We start from the raw sequence: 16,086 nt of genomic DNA, 5'->3' as shown, positions 1-16,086 counted from the left end.
AACCGAGACGCTGTTAACCATGTTTAGAATTAATCTCGACCGGCCAATTAAACCAAAAGTTGTATTCTGTAATGCGAAACGGTGGAAACGGTTGTTCAGGCAAATCAATACAACCTGTGGATAAATAATCGTCCGCTCACAGAGATTTCTGCACGTGCATATTTCGCGAAAAATGACCCGACAACCTGTATTTACAATTTGTTAACACCCTTTCCTTAAACCTAACAGCGAAGGCCAAACATCGTCCCCTGCGCGGTGCTTTAGGCTGCCGCGTCGCCGGACAATGACTGTTTCCGCAGCGTCAACAATCATGCCGCCCCGCCCACGATTGACGTTAGGGCAATGGGCAGTCGCGCAAGGGTTGTGCGGGAACGTTGCCGCACCTACTCCGAATCGGACGCCACCGAAAAAATCTGCAATTTTCCGCATCCGGCAAGTCCGTTAGCGCAAACGGGCCTGAACCGGCGCAGCTTTGCCGTTTCCCCCATTGCCGTGCCGTGCGAACTAGGACAAAAGGGGAACATGGCAAAAGATCTTAACTTTAAATGTTCTGAATGCGGCGCTGCCTTTGGCAAATGGTCGGGCAAGTGCGACAGCTGCGGTGCCTGGAATACCATCGTTGAAGAAGTGCCCCTGGCCGCGGGTCCGTCCAAGAAGTCACTTGGCGGCAAGCGCGGCAAATCCATCACGCTGACCGATCTGTCCACGCAGGCAGAGGCCCCACCACGCACGATGTCAGGTGTTGCCGAACTTGACCGCGTTCTGGGTGGTGGTCTGGTCGAGGCATCCGCCCTGCTTGTCGGTGGCGATCCGGGGATCGGCAAATCAACGCTGCTCCTCCAAGCTGCTGCCCGATTTGCCCGCAACGGGTTGAAGGTCATCTATGTCTCTGGCGAGGAATCTGCCGCACAGGTGCAGATGCGCGCCCGCAGGCTGGGCCTTGAACAGTCGCCGGTTATGCTGGCGTCTGAAACAAACCTGCGCGACATTCTGACGACGTTGGAAAACGAACAGCCCGATCTGGCGATCATCGACTCCATCCAGACGATGTGGGCCGACAATGTCGACAGCGCGCCGGGGTCTGTCAGTCAGGTCCGCTCCTCTGCGCACGAACTGACCAACTTTGCCAAACGCCGCAACATGGCCGTTGTCATGGTGGGCCACGTCACCAAGGAAGGCGCTATCGCTGGCCCTCGCGTGGTCGAACACATGGTAGATACCGTGCTCTATTTCGAGGGCGAGCGTGGCCACCAGTTCCGCATCCTGCGCGCCGTGAAAAACCGTTTTGGTCCGGCGGACGAGATTGGCGTGTTCGAGATGACGGGCAAGGGACTGGCCGAGGTCAAAAACCCCTCTGCCCTGTTTCTGTCCGATCGCGGCAAACCTGCCCCCGGCTCTGTCGTTTTCGCTGGCATCGAAGGCAGCCGCCCGATGCTGTGCGAAATTCAGGCGCTTGTCGCGCCCTCCCCTCACAGTCAGCCACGCCGGTCTGTCGTGGGCTGGGATGGCGGGCGTCTTGCGATGATCCTTGCGGTTCTCGAATCTCGCTGCGGCGTGCCGTTTACGGGGCTTGATGTCTATCTGAACGTCGCGGGTGGCATGCGGATTGGTGAGCCTGCCGCCGATCTTGCCGTCGCCGCAGCCCTCGTTTCCGCCCGCGAGGATGCAGCTTTGCCACAGGAAGCGGTCGTTTTCGGGGAAATCAGCCTGTCCGGGGCACTGCGACCGGTGGTGCAGACCGAAAATAGATTGAAAGAGGCGCAAAAACTTGGTTTTACCTCCGCAATCACGCCGCAGCAGAACAAGAAGGTCGCTGTGGACGGCATTAACCAGCGCCAGACCAACGATCTGGCCGGTTTCGTAGAAGACATTTTCGGGCCGCGCAGCTGATCCTGCCGGTGCGGCAGGAGTAAGACTGACATGGACTTTACCATCATCGACGGCGTCGTTGCCATTATCATCGTGCTGTCGGCACTTCTGGCGTATAGCCGCGGTCTGGTTCGCGAGGCGATGGCAATCGCTGGCTGGATCGGTGCTACGATCCTTGCGTTCATCTTTGCCGATCAGGTGCAGCCGCTGGTGCGTCAGGTGCCGGTCTTGGGCGATTTCATCGGTGATAGCTGTGAATTGTCGATCATCGCAGCCTTTGCCGCGGTTTTCGCCGTGGCCCTTGTGGTCGTGTCGATCTTTACACCGCTTTTCTCAAGCCTTGTGCAACGCTCTGCGCTTGGCGGGCTGGATCAGGGCCTTGGGTTCCTGTTCGGCGTATTCCGCGGAATCCTCTTGGTCGCTGTTGCGTTCTTTGTCTATCAGACGGTCTTGTCCGCGCAGCAGATCGAAATGGTTGAAAACAGCCGTTCCGCCGCCGTGTTCAAACAGTTCACCGGCCAGATCGAAGATCGCGACCCCGAGGCGGCACTGGGCTGGATTACAACGCAGTATGAACAGCTTGTCGGTGAGTGTGGCGCGGCCGAGTAAGCGTCGCACCATGCAAGACGGTGACAAAGCACCTGCATATAAGTACCAAGGCTTCCATCACCTTTGGTGGGGGCCTATAAGGTCGGTATATTTCATTTGACGGGTCAACCGTTGGTTTCTTAATTCTGATTCCAAAGAGGATTCTACCGTGCTTGCCGCGAAACACCCGAACGAAGATCAGCGGCTCAAGACGCTTCGATCCTACGACATTCTTGATACCGACGCCGAGGCCAGCTTTGACGATATCGTCGCACTTGCCTCGCGTATCTGCGAAGTGCCGGTGTCCCTGATCAGCCTTGTTGATAGTGATCGCCAGTGGTTCAAAGCCAGCGTTGGATTTGATCGGGCCGAAACCACGCTGACGGAATCTGTCTGCGCCCATGCGATCCTCAACGATGGCGTGTTCGAGATCGAGGATATGTCCAAAGATGCACGCACGCTGGACAATCCGCTACATGTGGATGATCCCAATGTGCAATTCTATGCGGGCGCCAATCTGGTTTCGCCCGACGGGTCGCCCATCGGCACGCTTTGCGTTCTGGATACCAAGCCACGCGTGCTGACCGATTTCCAGCGCGACGCCCTGCGCACGCTGTCCCGCCAGATCGTAACCGAACTGGAACTGCGTAAGAAGGTCAGGCAGGAGATTGACCTGCGCAGCGAGATTGATCACCGCGTGTCCAATTCGCTCCAGACCATTTCATCGCTTTTGCGCATGGGAGCACGGCAAGTCACGGATACGGCAGCGCTTGACGTTCTGGGCATGCTGGAACGGCGCATCTCGGCTGTAGCGTCCTTGCATAGCGAACTGATGGAGCGTGACGGGAAGGGCACGGTCAACGCCCAATCCTATCTGGATCGCGTGGCCAGCTTTCTTCAGGAGATTTGCCCCGCGCATATTCAGGTCGCCTGCGAAAGCGTTGATGTCGATCTGACACCAAGTGCGGCGTCTGCGCTTGGCATGATCTCGAGCGAATTTGTGGCCAATTCGATCAAATACGCCTTCCCCGACGACCGTGACGGTATCGTCCAGATCATCCTGCACGACAGCGACGACAACAAACTGGTCTTTAACTGCAAGGACAACGGCATTGGTGCCGCACAGTCCGATCAAAAGCAGGATGTCGGCAGCAGCGGGCTGGGCGCATCGCTGATGTCATCGGCAGCCATGCAGCTTGGCGGGCAACTGACCCATCAGGTTGGCGACAACGGCGCGCTTTTGTCGATTGTGTTTGATCGTCCCGAATAGCCACGACACGCGGCTTTTTGCAGCGATCGTCCTATCGTGCCGTGACAGCCTTGCGCGGGTCCGTTAAGAGGGCGTCAACGGACACATCGGATTCTCGGAGCTGCCACTCTTGACCCATGACATCCCCGGGGCCATGCCCCCTGCCCATCCCTTTGATGATGATAAACTGAAAGAGGAATGCGGCGTCTTTGGCGTGATCGGCGTGGCGGATGCCGCCAATTTTGTCGCACTTGGCCTGCACGCTCTGCAACACCGCGGGCAAGAGGCTGGTGGCATCGTCACCTACGATACCACCACCGGTTTCAACCAGCAGCGCCGCATGGGGCTGGTGCGTGACAACTTTACCAACCCCGCAATGATGGCCTCCCTGCCCGGTCCGATTGGTATTGGCCATGTGCGGTATTCCACCGCCGGATCCAAAGCACACACAGCGATGCGCGACGTGCAGCCGTTCTTTGGCGAATTTGCGATGGGCGGTGCCGCGATTGCGCACAACGGCAACATTACCAACGCAGTGGCACTCCGCCGCGAGCTGATTGAGCGCGGCTCGATCTTTCAAAGCTCCAGCGATAGCGAATGTATTGTCCACCTGATGGCCCGTTCGATGGGCCGCAGCATCCCAGACCGCATGGAAGAGGCGCTACGCAAGGTCGAAGGTGCGTTCTCTGTGGTGGCCATGACCCACGATAAGCTGATCGGCTGCCGCGACCCGCTGGGTGTGCGCCCGTTGGTGTTGGGCCAAGTCGGCGAAGGCTGGGTGCTGGCGTCGGAAACCTGCGCGCTTGATATCATCGGCGCGGAGTTCGTGCGCGAGATCAAAGCAGGCGAGATGGTCGTCATCACCGACAAGGGCGTGGAAAGCCATTTCCCCTTCCGCCCTGCCAAATCGCGCTTCTGCATCTTTGAACACGTCTATTTCAGCCGTCCCGACAGCCAGTTGGGTGGTCGTTCGGTCTATGAAACGCGCGAAAACATTGGCCGCGAACTGGCGAAAGAAGCGCCCGTTGACGCCGACTTGGTCTGCCCCGTTCCCGATTCCGGCACGCCTGCCGCCATCGGCTATTCGCTGCAATCGGGCATCCCCTATGCCATGGGGATCATCCGCAACAACTACATGGGTCGCACATTCATTGAGCCGACCGAGCAGATCCGCAACATGGGTGTGCGCCTCAAGCTCAACGTGAACCGTGCGTTGATCAAGGGCAAACGCGTGATCTTGGTGGACGACAGCGTTGTGCGCGGAACCACCAGCCGCAAGATCAAGGAAATGATCCTTGATGCAGGCGCAGCCGAGGTCCACTTCCGCATCGCCAGCCCGCCAACCGCTTGGCCCTGTTTTTATGGTGTGGATACGCCGGAGCGGGAAAAGCTGCTGGCCGCCACCATGTCCGAGGACGAGATGCGCGACCACCTTGGCGTGGACAGCCTGAAGTTCATCACGCTGGACGGTCTTTACCGCGCCGTGGGCGAATCAAAGGGCCGCGACGCGAAATCTCCGGCCTATTGCGACGCATGTTTTTCGGGGGAATACCCCGTTGCGCCATCAGATATGATCGAACAGGGCTTCCGCGCGAAACAGGCGGCGGAATAACGCCGACCCTACCCGCCCCATGCGCAGATATCCGCAAGTGACGTAGGGACAAACGCAGCCCCCTCTTCAACATGCTGCGGCGCGGCATCACATCAGCTTTCCAAGCAACCCACATTGCAGACATTTGGAAAGACACCCATGACGACCGCCGCCGATAACGACGACCTTGCCGATATCTCGACCATCGAACCAACGCCCGCTCACGTGGCCGAAACCGCGATGATTTCCGACGTGCTTCCGCTGGACGAACTGACGCTGCTTGGCATCTTTGGCAAACCAACAGGCAACACGGCCCTTTTGCGCAAAGCTGATGGCGAGATCCTCACCCTGGCCGCCGGTGATGCCGCTGCTGGCATGACGATTGCTGCCATCGATGATGACGCCGTGCACCTGACAGATGCACGCGGCACGATGCATGTCCTGACGATCCCTGCGGGCTAACACGGCCCACCCCCTCTTGACCCGCGTGCATGGGTTCGCCACATGAGGGGCATGACACAGATCGCACTTATCACTGGCGCGTCGCGCGGCCTTGGCGCTGCTCTGGCCGCCGCTTTGGCCCCGACCCATCACATCATCGCTGTCGGTAAGACAACCGGCGCGCTGGAAGAGCTTGATGACGTCATCAAAGCGGCAGGCGGTCAGGCAACACTGGCCCCGATGGACATCACGGTTGAACCTGCCATGCAGCAGCTTTGCCGGTCGATTTTTGACCGCTGGGGCAAGCTTGATCTGTGGCTTCACCCGGCCGTGCATGCCGCCCCGCTGGCCCCAGCGGGACACATCGCGCCCAAGGATCTGGAAAAATCCGTTGCCATCAATGTCACTGCGACTGCGCGGTTGGTTGGCTATCTTTCGCCCTTGCTGGGGACAGAAGGCAAAGCGGTGTTTTTTGACGATGCCCGCGCAGGCCAGCCCTATTTCGGGGCCTACGGCGCAACAAAGGCCGCGCAAATCGCGGTTGCCAAAAGCTGGCAGGCTGAAACGGTGAAAACCGGCCCACAGGTCCGTATTCTGACGCCGAACCCCATGCCAACAGCAACCCGCGCGCGGTTCTTTCCGGGCGAAGATCGCACCGCTCTGGCCACGCCAACAGACGAAGCCGCGCGTTTACTGCCGCAGATTACGGGCTGACGCGCCCCCAATCAGAGTCCTTGGGGCAACAGCCTCGAAATCCCGCCCCGCATCGCTTGCCGCCCTTGTTTGACTGGCTTAGGACAGAAGACAGGCAAGCAGCGAGGCATCCATGCGCATTCTCATCACAAACGACGACGGGATCAACGCGCCGGGCCTTGACGTGCTGCACGCCATCGCCACCGAAATTGCCGGTGACAACGGTGAGGTCTGGACCGTAGCACCTGCGTTTGAACAATCCGGCGTGGGTCATTGCATCAACTACACCAAGCCCACAATGATCTCGAAGTTTGGCGAACGCCGTTTTGCCGCCGAAGGTTCGCCCGCTGACTGTGTGCTGGCGGGCCTCTACGAGATCATGGTGGACGCCAAGCCGGACCTGATCCTGTCAGGCGTGAACCGTGGCAACAACGCCGCCGAAAACACCCTTTATTCCGGCACAATCGGTGCGGCGATCGAGGCTGCAATCCAAGGTTACCCCGCCATCGCGCTGTCGCAGTACTATGGCAAGGGCAACGTCGATCTGGACAACCAGTTCGAAGCGGCCGCAGTCCATGGGGCAGCGCTGGTGCGCAACCTTTTGGATAACGGCATCTGGGACGACAACGATTACCGTCTGTTTTACAACGTCAATTTCCCGCCTGTGGCAGCCGCGGATGTCAAAGGCACACGGGCTGTGGCCCAGGGGTATCGGCGCGGCAGTCGCTTTCACACTATCCCGCACGAGGCCCCTTCGGGACGCAAGTATCTTTGGATCAAGGGTGGCGATCAGACCGTCCCGACCCTGCCCGACACCGATGCGCAGGCCAATCTTGAGGGCTACATCGCTGTGACACCGATGCGCGTGGACCTGACCGACCATCACGTTCTGGCCGATCTGCAGAAGGCGCTGTCGTGAACGTCACCGCCGATATCAAAATGCAGTTCCTTTTCGCGCTGCGCAGCAAGGGCGTCACTGACGCGCGCGTGCTGACCGCGATGGAAAAAGTGGACCGCGCGGCGTTTGTCAAAGGCATCTTTTCTGAACGCGCCTACGAGGACATGCCCCTGCCCATTTCCTGCGGCCAGACGATCAGCCAGCCTTCGGTTGTGGGCCTGATGACACAGGCCCTGCAAGTGCAGCCGCGCCACAAGGTTCTCGAGATCGGGACGGGCTCTGGCTATCAAGCCGCCGTCCTGTCGCAACTGGCTCGCCGCGTTTACACCGTCGACCGCTTCAAACGGCTGGTGACCGAGGCCAAAGCGATCTTTGACGCGCAAGACATCACCAATATCACCACCTTCACCGCTGACGGCAGTTTCGGCTATTCCGAACAGGCCCCGTTTGACCGGATATTGCTGACAGCCGCCGCTGAAGACGCACCAAGCCCCTTGCTGGCCCAGCTGCGCGTTGGCGGGATCATGGTGCTGCCAGTGGGCCAATCGGACACCGTGCAAACGCTGATCCGCGTGACCCGCACCGAAACCGGCTATGATTACGACGAATTACGCCCTGTCCGCTTTGTGCCCTTGCTAGAAGGCATTGGACAGGATTAAGCAGGAAACGACAGTGATTGGCGAATTCAGGCAAAAGACCTGCACGCCACGACCCGAGGAGCAGAGACAATGGCCACCCGTTTGATGATGCTGACCGCAGCAGCCGCCCTGATGGCTGGGTGCGCGGACTTTGATTTTGACATGCGCGACGTTGCCAACGGGTTCGACACGTCGCAGGCCGTTGAAAACCTGCCGGATCGCCCCGCGCCCGATGATCGCGGTGTGATTTCCTACCCGACCTATCAGGTGGTCGTGGCCCGCCGTGACGATACGATCGCAGCCATCGCAGCCCGCCTTGGTCTGAATGCCGGTGAACTGGCCCGCTACAACGGGATCGAGGCCGACACGATCCTGCGCCGCGACGAGATCATCGCCCTGCCAAGCCGTGTGACCGAACCGTCACCCGCGACAGGCTCGACCACCACTGGTCCCTTGGATGTGACAGCCATCGCCACCTCTGCACTAGACCGCGCAGGTCCACAGACCGCCGTGGCCACCCCGCAGGCCAGCGTGACACCTGCCGCCGCCGGTGCTGAACCTTTGCGCCATCAGGTTGCGCGCGGCGAAACAGCGTTTTCGATTGCCCGCCTTTACAATGTGCCCGTGCGCAATATCGCCAGCTGGAACGCGCTTGGCCCCGATCTGAGCGTGCGTGAGGGCCAGTTCTTGTTGATCCCGCAGGACGGAGCCACAGCCCCCACGCCTGTCGCCAGCCAGCCAGAAGTTGAGCAACCTGGCACCGGCAGCGTGACACCTGTTCCGCCAAGTGCCGCAGCCCCCCTGCCCGACGAAACACCGGAAGCCCCGACGCCACCCGAGGCGACACCCGAGACACCCGACATCGGCACCGCAGCACCCGCACCAGCGGCCAGCGATGCGCGGCTGGTCTATCCGGTCACCGGATCCATCATTCGCGGTTACGCGCCGGGCCGGAACGAAGGCATCGACATTGGCGTGCCTCCCGGGACGGCTGTGAAAGCCGCCGATGCAGGTGAAGTGGCCGCCGTGACAACCGACACCAGCGGTGTGGCCATCGTGGTCATCAAACACGCTGACAACCTGCTGACGGTCTACACCAACCTTGAAGGTCTGGCCGTTGCCAAAGGCGACACAGTCAGCCGTGGCCAGCAGATTGCGCGTGTGCGTGACGCTGACCCCAGCTTCCTGCACTTTGAAGTGCGTCGCGGGCTGCAATCGGTCGATCCGGCTGATTTCCTGCCTTAACCGTCGAACGGCTTAACCGATCGTCACGCCCTTGCGCCCCGCAAGGTCTACAAAATACTGCCACGCAACGCGGCCCGAACGACTGCCACGTGTGGCCTGCCATTCAATTGCCTCGGCGCGCAGGGTAGCATCGTCAATCTGAACGCCGTGCGCGTCGCAATAGCCACGGATCATCGCCAGATAGGCATCCTGATCGCAGGGATGAAAGCCCAGCCACAAACCGAACCGATCCGACAAAGACACCTTTTCCTCCACCGCCTCTGACGGTGAGATCGCGGTCGAGCGTTCGTTTTCGATCATGTCACGCGGCATCAGGTGCCGCCTGTTCGATGTGGCATAAAGCACGACATTTTCGGGCCGTCCTGCAATGCCGCCATCCAGCACCGCCTTCAGCGACTTGTAATGCGCATCGTCGTGGCTGAATGACAGATCATCGCAAAACAGCACAAATCGCTGTGGGGCGCCGCGCAGCAGATCAAGACAGCGCGTGATGCTGGGCAGGTCCTCGCGCTGGACTTCAACGATCTTGAGGTCTTGATGCTTTGCATGAAGCGCGCCATGTATCGCTTTCACAAGGCTGGATTTTCCCATGCCTCGCGCACCCCACAGAAGTGCGTTGTTGGCAGGCAGCCCCCGCGCAAACTGTTCGGTATTGGCCAACAGCGTATCACGCGCACGATCAATTCCGATCAGCAACGACACATCCACGCGGTTCACCTGATGAACGGGCTCAAGCCTGTCGGGGTCGGTATGCCAGACAAAAGCCGGTGCATCCTCAAGATCAGGGGCATCTTGCGGCGCAGGAGCAAGTCTCTCCAGCGCCGCAGCAATCCGCTCCAGCGGATCACTCACGCCTTGGTGTCCTGATCTGCAACCGCTTCCGGATCTTCGTCCTCGAACTCATCGAAGTCGTCAAACAGGCTCTCGCCCTCACCGATGGTTCCGTCAGCGCGGGCGCGCTTGTCCTTGCGGCGCTCCACTCCGGCTACAAGATGGATCGAAATCTCATAAAGACCGTAGACCACCACAAACAGGATCAGTTGCGTGGTGACATCAGGCGGCGTCACAAGCGCGGCAACCACAAGGATACCGACAACTGCGTATTTCCGCACCCGCCGCAGGCCACGCGATGATGCCAGCCCTGCGGTGCCCATCAGCGTCAGCAGTACAGGCAGTTGAAAACAGATACCAAAGGCTACAATCATCTTGAGCGTGATATCCAGCGTCTCGTTGACCTTACCGTTGAAAACAATGTCGACACCCGCATCACGCGCAGCAGGCAAAGCCGCCCCGCCGTCCGCATCAGGCAGCAACAACGTCCCGTCAGGCGCCTCAACCGCGTTGGCCATTATGGCCGACACAAATGATGGCAGGTCCGCAAAGCCAAGGAAAAACGACATCGCCAGCGGCACAACCACGTAATGCGCAAAGGCAGCCCCCAGCACAAACAGCATTGGCGAGGCGATGATGAACGGCAGAAAAGCGTTCTTTTCGTTGCGGTAAAGACCCGGCGCCACAAAACGCCACATCTGATAGGCGATCACCGGGAAGGCCAGCATAAGACCGCCCACGACCGACACGCGGATCAGCGTGAAAAAGTATTCCTGCGGTGCCGTGTACTGCATCACTGGATTGGGATTGCCCAGATTGCGCATTGTCCGCTCGATCGGACCCAACAGAAAATCAAGCAGTGCGCCACCAAAGGTGAAGCACACGATCATCATCACCAGAAAGGCGCTGACCGAATAGATCAGCCGTGTGCGCAGTTCTGCCAGATGTTCAATCAGCGGCGCTGCGCTGTCGTTGATCTCGTCTGAGGCGCTCATGGCTTGGGGTCCGTTGCTTGGTCTGGCGCGGGCGTGCTGGCCGCTTCGGGTGCAGGTGGTGCATCCGGATCAGGCACGGGTGCCTCAGCGGCTTTACGTTTGTTCACCATATCGGCGGCGGCAGCCTCGAACTTGGCCTTGGATGCGGCCCGTTCTTCGGACAGGGCTTGCGTTGCGGGTCCGGCTTCAAACGACTTGCCCGTCGCCTCGCGAATTTTGTCCACGCCGAACTTCTTGGGATTGGCCGCCGCATTCAGCGTCTTCTGGATATCGCCAACCCCGCTTTCACGGGCGGCATCGTTCATCGCGTTGGTAAATTCGCGGGCCATGCCACGCGCTTTGCCAGCAAACTCACCCATCTTGAAAAACAGACCGGGCAGGTCTTTTGGCCCGATCACGATCAAGGCCACGATGCCCACAAGCATCAGTTCGCTCCAGCCCATGCCAAACATCAGGCGTCCATCCTATCTTGCGGCAAAGCTGTGCTTTAGACCTTGTCTTTGTCTGTCTCGCCTTCAGGCGTCACGTCGCGCGCATCGGCAAAGCTGTCATCCAGTTCTTTTTTGCTGTCATCCACGCCGCGCTTGAACGCAGTGATGCCTTTACCAACTTCGCCCATCAGCGACGAGATTTTGCCGCGCCCGAACAGGACAAGCACAACAACAGCGATCAGCAGAAGGCCCGGCAGGCCAATATTATTCAACATTTTGGTCACTCCTTTCAGGGGCAACCCCGCCCCGTCATCGATTAAGTTATCGCCTAGATAGGGGCGGATGCGGCATGATGGAAGCACAAATCGCAAACTTTGACGTGATCAAGCCCCTTTTTTTATTGGCTTTCCTATTTTTTGTGACAATAAACTGTCAGTTGACAGAAACCTGACACAAATCCTGCCGAAAGCCGATCCATGCGCCGCACCGACCGCCTGATGCACATTATCCAGCTTTTGCGCGACGGCGCATTGCACCGGGCCGAGGATCTCGCCGCAGCCACCGGCGTCTCTGTGCGTAGCATCTACCGCGATCTTGATACGCTGGCAGCCTCTGGCGTGCCGATCGCGGGCGAACGCGGTGTCGGGTACCATGTAACAGCCGCGATCACCCTGCCCCCGCTGAACCTGACCATGACAGAGCTTGAAGCCCTGCATCTTGGCCTGATGGCGGTTGGCGGCGGCACTGACGACGACCTGTCAGCCGCCGCCACCTCCCTGTCGGCCAAAATCGACGCCGTAATGCCGGAGGATCGCAGCCGTGCCCCTGCAGGCTACGGCTTTGCGGTCTACCCATTTGCGGATGCCGCACGCGGCTTTCAGCATCTGCCGTCGATCCGGCAGGCAATCCGCACCCGTCAAAAGCTGCGCCTGACGATCAATGATACAGACCGCACCGTGCGCCCGCTGCAACTCGACTATTGGGGCCGGCTGTGGACTTGCGTTGTCTGGTGCGAAACCACGCGCGGATTTGACGAATTGCGCGTCGACCAGATCACTGACCTGCGCCTGCTGCCCAGCCTTTTTGTGGACGAGCCTGAAAAATCGCTTTCCGCTTTTCTTGCCTGCCGGAAATAGCGCACTCGCCCCGGCTTCTTTTGGACAAAAATACTCGGCCTTATGTATCAAACGCACCAAGCGGGGTGTGAGGGATGATTAAGGAAATTTTATTAGCCTTTCTCTCGCAGCCCATGTTCGTTTCCAGTGGGATATATTCGCCACCTGACTTTATTGGTGACGCGATCATCTGCAATCAAGACTGCTGTGTACTGACTGTAAAGCCGGGTTCCGAAAATGTCGTCCCATTCAATGAGGCCGGTCAAAATGAATGTGGTTTTTTCATCTACCCAATCAGCGACAAGTCGCGTCGGGACGGTTCCTCTAATTGGCGACACAGTCGTTTTTTGCGGACCCACGATTTTGCCGAAGGCCGCAAGATTTTCTCTCATATCCTGAAGGCTCATAATGCTGCCCCTAAAACGAGGACCTTTTTCGCTTATGAAAAAAATAGATTGCCTTACATTTCTGGCTGGCGAGTTGCCAGTATTGCGCCACACTACTGCAAAGTTGGGCTCTGGTGGTCCATTGATTTTATTCTCCCAGATAATTTCTATGTCATCATAAGTCATATAGGCTCGGACCTGAGCCTCTCCGATTTTTCGGGTATCGGTTGCAATATTTTGAGTAGCTATAAGAGTTCTCCACACCAGAACAACAACTGCGATAGTGAATGCTGCCATGATCCATTGTGCGAGCGTATCGCTAGGGCTAACAAACGTCCCGATCAACCTGTCCCAATAGTTGCCTATTTCACTGCTACTGGTGTCGCCATTGCCGTTGGCTGGCTGGTCGCCTTTATACTTGGCTCGATAATCAAGCCAAAGGAATAGGTTAAAGGCGATCCCGCAACCTACTACTATCCCAAGTGCAAATGCTCCGTCTCGATAGCCTTTAGACATTGCAACATAAACGCCGCTGAAAACTTCCCACGGGACAGCTTGTTAGCTACGTTCACCTCTTTCTCGTTGATTCCAATAGCGTCCAGCTTTTCAACAAGTTGGGCGTATGTCACCCCTTTGCGTTTCAACTCTGACTTGAGAAGGTTCGCGGCCTGCTGTTCCCACTGATTTTGATCTGGCATGTACCACCTATGATGTAAAAACTAACATATTTAGTATGTAACCTATTGCATTCAGTATGTCACTATACTATGTTCGATATGAAGATAACGAACATAGTATAAAAGCAGAACAATGGCCCAGCACTTCCTTCTTTCAGCAGCGTCCCGCTCCACCAGCCTTCGTGCGATCTACAAGGCTGGTGAAGAAGCGGCTTACCAGACGTTCTGCGAAATGCGCTGGCCTGACACGGACGGTGAGGCAATTTGTCCACAGTGTAACCACGACGAAACCTACAAGATCACCACCCGCCGCAAGTTCAAGTGCAAGGCATGTGCGCACCAGTTCAGCGTCACGTCCGGCACAATCTTTGCTTCGCGTAAGATGGATTTTGTTGACCTTCTGGCGGCGATTTTCATTCTGGTGAACGCGTCCAAGGGCGTTTCCATGGTGCAGCTTTCCCGTGATCTAGACTGCCAATACAAGACCGCTTTTGTGCTGTCCCACAAGCTGCGTGAGGCTATGGCGCAAGAGGTTCACACTGGCGAAGTGCTGGACGGGCATGTTGAAATCGACGGTGCGTACTTCGGTGGTCACATCCGCCCTGCCAACATGAAGTCAAAGCGCGTAGATCGTCGTCTCAAGCGCCACCAGACAGGCACACGCCGCGTTGTGGTGGCTATGCGTGAGCGTGAGGGCCGCACACTGCCATTCATCGCTATGGGTGAAGGCGAAGGCGTTGCGCTGGCAATGGAAAACGTGAGCCGTAAAGCCACCATGTCAGCGGACGAAGCGTCCCACTGGGATACCCTGCACGATGGGTGGATGGTTGATCGCGTGAACCATAGCGAAATTTACAGCGACCATGGCAAGCACACGAACATGGTAGAGTCGTTCTTCTCACGTCTTCGCAACATGATCGAAGGCCAGCACCACGGCGTATCCCCCAAGTACCTGCACCAGTATGCAAACCACTCTGCATGGCTGGAAGACAATCGCCGCACAGATAACGGCACTCTGGCGCATATTGTGGTAAGCAACGCGATGGGTTCGCCCGTTTCGCGTATCTGGAAGGGCTATTGGCAGCGTGCGGCCTAGTGTCCCAAGATTGAACCTTTACGATCAAGCCAAACTAGAAAAAACTTTCCATCAATAAAAAAGCCGTGAGCGCGGCCCGCGCCCGTCACATCAAGAGAGTAAACTTTCAGATCGGGGCTGACTGTGGGTGGCAACCTTTTTTGTTCTCCCATGTGTGCATGGCAAAAGCGAGTGTCCGAGGTGATCTGCGCTCTTGTTCGTGCGTTCATCTTATCGACAAATGCTGAAAACTTTTTCAAATCAGCGGGAGACCACGATGAAAAACATTCAAACGATTTGACGTAATGCCGAAGGGTTACAGATGCACTCTCATCGACTATCGCGGGGCGTGAGGGGGGTATGACCTCTCTTGAGGTCTCTCCGGTCTCAATTTGAAAGCTCCTCGATTTCCGATTTTTCAATCCTTTGGGCATAAAAATTCCGCATCGTTAGCTTGGAAATAATCGCGTCAGATTTTGCTTCTGGTGGCAAATTGCCACGCGCCTCACGCCATGGAGTCTCACTATGCGTCATCGCTTCAAGCTTTTTTGCAGTAAACTGACCGTATGATTGAAAAATTGCCTCAAGCAAGTCTTGGTCATCCGGCATTGCCCCCCTTTCTATCGGAAGCGGGTCCCATGAGTTACCTCTATATTTTTCGTAAAGCGACCTGACAACGGGACCGTGCGCCCACGCTTGGAAATCCTCACCAATGAGAGGGCGATCAAAATAGGCTAGGTGCCAAGCATCAGCATAGTACACGAGTTTTTGAACTTTTAGATGAGTCATCACATCGCCAGCAGAGCGATCTGCGCGGTTCACAAACCATCTTCCGATGTTCTTTGGGTTCTCAAAGCGTGACAAGATAAATCTCCCTAGTCTCACCCATGCTAGCACGTTAACTCGAAATAGTGAATCTTTGTCAAACCACAAGACGAATTGGATTTGCTGCTAGGCCAGCCGCCACAAACACCCATCCGGCCCTGCATCTCGCACCACCAGCCCTTTATCCTCTAGCCGCAACAGCGCCTGATACGTTCGGTTTGCTGCCGCTTTAGCGGTCATATGCGAATGTGTGGCATGGATCATGCGGCCAAGGTCAGCGTTGGGTTGCGGCCCGTCCTTAAGCGTTTCTAGAATGAACCGCTTTGTTTGCCCGCGACCTAGAGGCCCGTCCTGCGTCCAACCTGACCAGTTAATGCCTCGCATATCCAGCAATACCTCCGCCAGCTTGCCCTCTGCGCCGCCTTGCTTGCGTAGCGCCAGTAGCGCGTTGTTAATCGTCTTTTCCTGCATGGCGGCAGGGTATCAGGATCAGCGCGTGAGGGATTCACAATAGTTGGTGCGTTTGATACATAAGGCCG

19 protein-coding genes are annotated in these 16,086 nt (G+C 57.5%); 11 read left to right on the top strand and 8 right to left on the bottom strand.

Going from position 1 to position 16,086, the window contains the following annotated elements; translation table 11 throughout:
• The first annotated feature begins 522 nt into the window (after window positions 1-522).
• The 9 genes from radA (at window position 523) to V8J84_RS11730 (ending at window position 9,212) form a co-directional block, all read left to right on the top strand.
• On the top strand, window positions 523-1,890 hold the full coding sequence (radA, locus tag V8J84_RS11770) for a DNA repair protein RadA (RefSeq protein WP_339931338.1): 1,368 nt from the start codon (window positions 523-525) through the stop codon (window positions 1,888-1,890).
• A 30-nt stretch (window positions 1,891-1,920) separates the two neighbouring features.
• A complete protein-coding gene (locus V8J84_RS11765; protein ID WP_339931336.1) occupies window positions 1,921-2,478 on the top strand; it encodes a CvpA family protein in 558 nt (185 codons plus the stop codon).
• A gap of 148 nt (window positions 2,479-2,626) precedes the next feature.
• Entirely contained in the window at window positions 2,627-3,727 is a 1,101-nt protein-coding gene (locus V8J84_RS11760) for a histidine kinase dimerization/phosphoacceptor domain -containing protein (protein ID WP_339931334.1), read from the top strand.
• A gap of 133 nt (window positions 3,728-3,860) precedes the next feature.
• Entirely contained in the window at window positions 3,861-5,318 is a 1,458-nt protein-coding gene (gene purF, locus V8J84_RS11755; protein ID WP_339931332.1) for an amidophosphoribosyltransferase, read from the top strand.
• Between the two features lie 138 nt (window positions 5,319-5,456).
• A complete protein-coding gene (locus tag V8J84_RS11750; RefSeq protein ID WP_339931330.1) occupies window positions 5,457-5,759 on the top strand; it encodes a hypothetical protein in 303 nt (100 codons plus the stop codon).
• Window positions 5,760-5,810: 51 nt separating this feature from the next.
• Complete coding sequence (locus tag V8J84_RS11745; RefSeq protein WP_339931328.1) at window positions 5,811-6,452, top strand: SDR family NAD(P)-dependent oxidoreductase; 642 nt, start codon at window positions 5,811-5,813, stop codon at window positions 6,450-6,452.
• A 112-nt stretch (window positions 6,453-6,564) separates the two neighbouring features.
• Window positions 6,565-7,350, top strand: coding sequence for a 5'/3'-nucleotidase SurE (gene surE, locus V8J84_RS11740; RefSeq protein WP_339931326.1), 786 nt, complete (start codon window positions 6,565-6,567; stop codon window positions 7,348-7,350).
• Between the two features lie 20 nt (window positions 7,351-7,370).
• A complete protein-coding gene (locus V8J84_RS11735) occupies window positions 7,371-7,988 on the top strand; it encodes a protein-L-isoaspartate(D-aspartate) O-methyltransferase (protein ID WP_445285975.1) in 618 nt (205 codons plus the stop codon).
• Window positions 7,989-8,057: 69 nt separating this feature from the next.
• The gene (locus tag V8J84_RS11730; protein WP_339931322.1) at window positions 8,058-9,212 is read left to right on the top strand and encodes a peptidoglycan DD-metalloendopeptidase family protein; all 1,155 of its coding nucleotides are present in this window, start codon (window positions 8,058-8,060) and stop codon (window positions 9,210-9,212) included.
• A gap of 12 nt (window positions 9,213-9,224) precedes the next feature.
• Here the strand turns inward: V8J84_RS11730 and V8J84_RS11725 are convergent, their stop codons facing one another.
• The 4 genes from V8J84_RS11725 to V8J84_RS11710 are packed head-to-tail and all read right to left on the bottom strand — an operon-like array spanning window position 9,225 to window position 11,744.
• Window positions 9,225-10,064: an ATP-binding protein gene (locus V8J84_RS11725; RefSeq protein ID WP_339931320.1), complete on the bottom strand. Its 840-nt coding sequence runs from the start codon at window positions 10,062-10,064 to the stop codon at window positions 9,225-9,227.
• Window positions 10,061-11,038, bottom strand: coding sequence for a twin-arginine translocase subunit TatC (gene tatC, locus V8J84_RS11720; RefSeq protein WP_339931318.1), 978 nt, complete (start codon window positions 11,036-11,038; stop codon window positions 10,061-10,063). The genes V8J84_RS11725 and tatC overlap by 4 nt, the downstream gene beginning before the upstream one ends.
• Entirely contained in the window at window positions 11,035-11,481 is a 447-nt protein-coding gene (locus tag V8J84_RS11715) for a twin-arginine translocase subunit TatB (RefSeq protein ID WP_339931316.1), read from the bottom strand. Before V8J84_RS11715 ends, tatC begins: the two co-directional genes overlap by 4 nt.
• A 44-nt stretch (window positions 11,482-11,525) precedes the next feature.
• Window positions 11,526-11,744: a twin-arginine translocase TatA/TatE family subunit gene (locus tag V8J84_RS11710; protein ID WP_339931314.1), complete on the bottom strand. Its 219-nt coding sequence runs from the start codon at window positions 11,742-11,744 to the stop codon at window positions 11,526-11,528.
• Between the two features lie 201 nt (window positions 11,745-11,945).
• Between V8J84_RS11710 and V8J84_RS11705 the strand changes: the two genes are divergently transcribed.
• Window positions 11,946-12,605 carry a helix-turn-helix transcriptional regulator gene (locus tag V8J84_RS11705; RefSeq protein ID WP_339931312.1) on the top strand — a complete coding sequence of 220 codons (660 nt, stop codon included), beginning with the start codon at window positions 11,946-11,948 and terminating at the stop codon, window positions 12,603-12,605.
• A gap of 92 nt (window positions 12,606-12,697) precedes the next feature.
• Here the strand turns inward: V8J84_RS11705 and V8J84_RS11700 are convergent, their stop codons facing one another.
• Window positions 12,698-13,486 carry a hypothetical protein gene (locus V8J84_RS11700; RefSeq protein WP_339931310.1) on the bottom strand — a complete coding sequence of 263 codons (789 nt, stop codon included), beginning with the start codon at window positions 13,484-13,486 and terminating at the stop codon, window positions 12,698-12,700.
• Window positions 13,444-13,668, bottom strand: a complete 225-nt coding sequence (locus tag V8J84_RS11695; protein WP_339931308.1) for a DUF6471 domain-containing protein — start codon at window positions 13,666-13,668, stop codon at window positions 13,444-13,446. Before V8J84_RS11695 ends, V8J84_RS11700 begins: the two co-directional genes overlap by 43 nt.
• A 112-nt stretch (window positions 13,669-13,780) precedes the next feature.
• On the opposite strand from V8J84_RS11695, the gene V8J84_RS11690 reads away from it, so the two are divergent.
• A complete protein-coding gene (locus V8J84_RS11690) occupies window positions 13,781-14,743 on the top strand; it encodes an IS1595 family transposase (protein ID WP_339931306.1) in 963 nt (320 codons plus the stop codon).
• A 366-nt stretch (window positions 14,744-15,109) separates the two neighbouring features.
• Here the strand turns inward: V8J84_RS11690 and V8J84_RS11685 are convergent, their stop codons facing one another.
• The gene (locus tag V8J84_RS11685; protein ID WP_339931304.1) at window positions 15,110-15,586 is read right to left on the bottom strand and encodes a Panacea domain-containing protein; all 477 of its coding nucleotides are present in this window, start codon (window positions 15,584-15,586) and stop codon (window positions 15,110-15,112) included.
• An 87-nt stretch (window positions 15,587-15,673) separates the two neighbouring features.
• Complete coding sequence (locus V8J84_RS11680; protein WP_339931302.1) at window positions 15,674-16,018, bottom strand: hypothetical protein; 345 nt, start codon at window positions 16,016-16,018, stop codon at window positions 15,674-15,676.
• Window positions 16,019-16,086 lie beyond the last annotated feature (68 nt).

This window comes from Yoonia sp. 208BN28-4 (genome assembly GCF_037543925.1).
Lineage (GTDB): Bacteria > Pseudomonadota > Alphaproteobacteria > Rhodobacterales > Rhodobacteraceae > Yoonia.
The sequence above is the reverse complement of the archived record's forward strand: the minus strand, read 5'-3'. Positions and strand labels throughout refer to the sequence as shown.

Bases quoted from the DNA above. Each gene is read 5' to 3' on its own strand.
- V8J84_RS11680 (WP_339931302.1), bottom strand. From the start codon at position 16,018: ATGCAGGAAAAGACGATTAACAACGCGCTACTGGCGCTACGCAAGCAA.
- V8J84_RS11750 (WP_339931330.1), top strand. From the start codon at position 5,457: ATGACGACCGCCGCCGATAACGACGACCTTGCCGATATCTCGACCATC.
- radA (WP_339931338.1), top strand. From the start codon at position 523: ATGGCAAAAGATCTTAACTTTAAATGTTCTGAATGCGGCGCTGCCTTT.
- V8J84_RS11690 (WP_339931306.1), top strand. From the start codon at position 13,781: ATGGCCCAGCACTTCCTTCTTTCAGCAGCGTCCCGCTCCACCAGCCTT.
- tatC (WP_339931318.1), bottom strand. From the start codon at position 11,038: ATGAGCGCCTCAGACGAGATCAACGACAGCGCAGCGCCGCTGATTGAA.
- V8J84_RS11745 (WP_339931328.1), top strand. From the start codon at position 5,811: ATGACACAGATCGCACTTATCACTGGCGCGTCGCGCGGCCTTGGCGCT.
- purF (WP_339931332.1), top strand. From the start codon at position 3,861: ATGCCCCCTGCCCATCCCTTTGATGATGATAAACTGAAAGAGGAATGC.
- V8J84_RS11765 (WP_339931336.1), top strand. From the start codon at position 1,921: ATGGACTTTACCATCATCGACGGCGTCGTTGCCATTATCATCGTGCTG.
- V8J84_RS11710 (WP_339931314.1), bottom strand. From the start codon at position 11,744: ATGTTGAATAATATTGGCCTGCCGGGCCTTCTGCTGATCGCTGTTGTT.
- V8J84_RS11700 (WP_339931310.1), bottom strand. From the start codon at position 13,486: ATGTCTAAAGGCTATCGAGACGGAGCATTTGCACTTGGGATAGTAGTA.
- V8J84_RS11735 (WP_445285975.1), top strand. From the start codon at position 7,371: ATGCAGTTCCTTTTCGCGCTGCGCAGCAAGGGCGTCACTGACGCGCGC.
- V8J84_RS11730 (WP_339931322.1), top strand. From the start codon at position 8,058: ATGGCCACCCGTTTGATGATGCTGACCGCAGCAGCCGCCCTGATGGCT.
- V8J84_RS11695 (WP_339931308.1), bottom strand. From the start codon at position 13,668: ATGCCAGATCAAAATCAGTGGGAACAGCAGGCCGCGAACCTTCTCAAG.
- surE (WP_339931326.1), top strand. From the start codon at position 6,565: ATGCGCATTCTCATCACAAACGACGACGGGATCAACGCGCCGGGCCTT.
- V8J84_RS11705 (WP_339931312.1), top strand. From the start codon at position 11,946: ATGCGCCGCACCGACCGCCTGATGCACATTATCCAGCTTTTGCGCGAC.
- V8J84_RS11715 (WP_339931316.1), bottom strand. From the start codon at position 11,481: ATGGGCTGGAGCGAACTGATGCTTGTGGGCATCGTGGCCTTGATCGTG.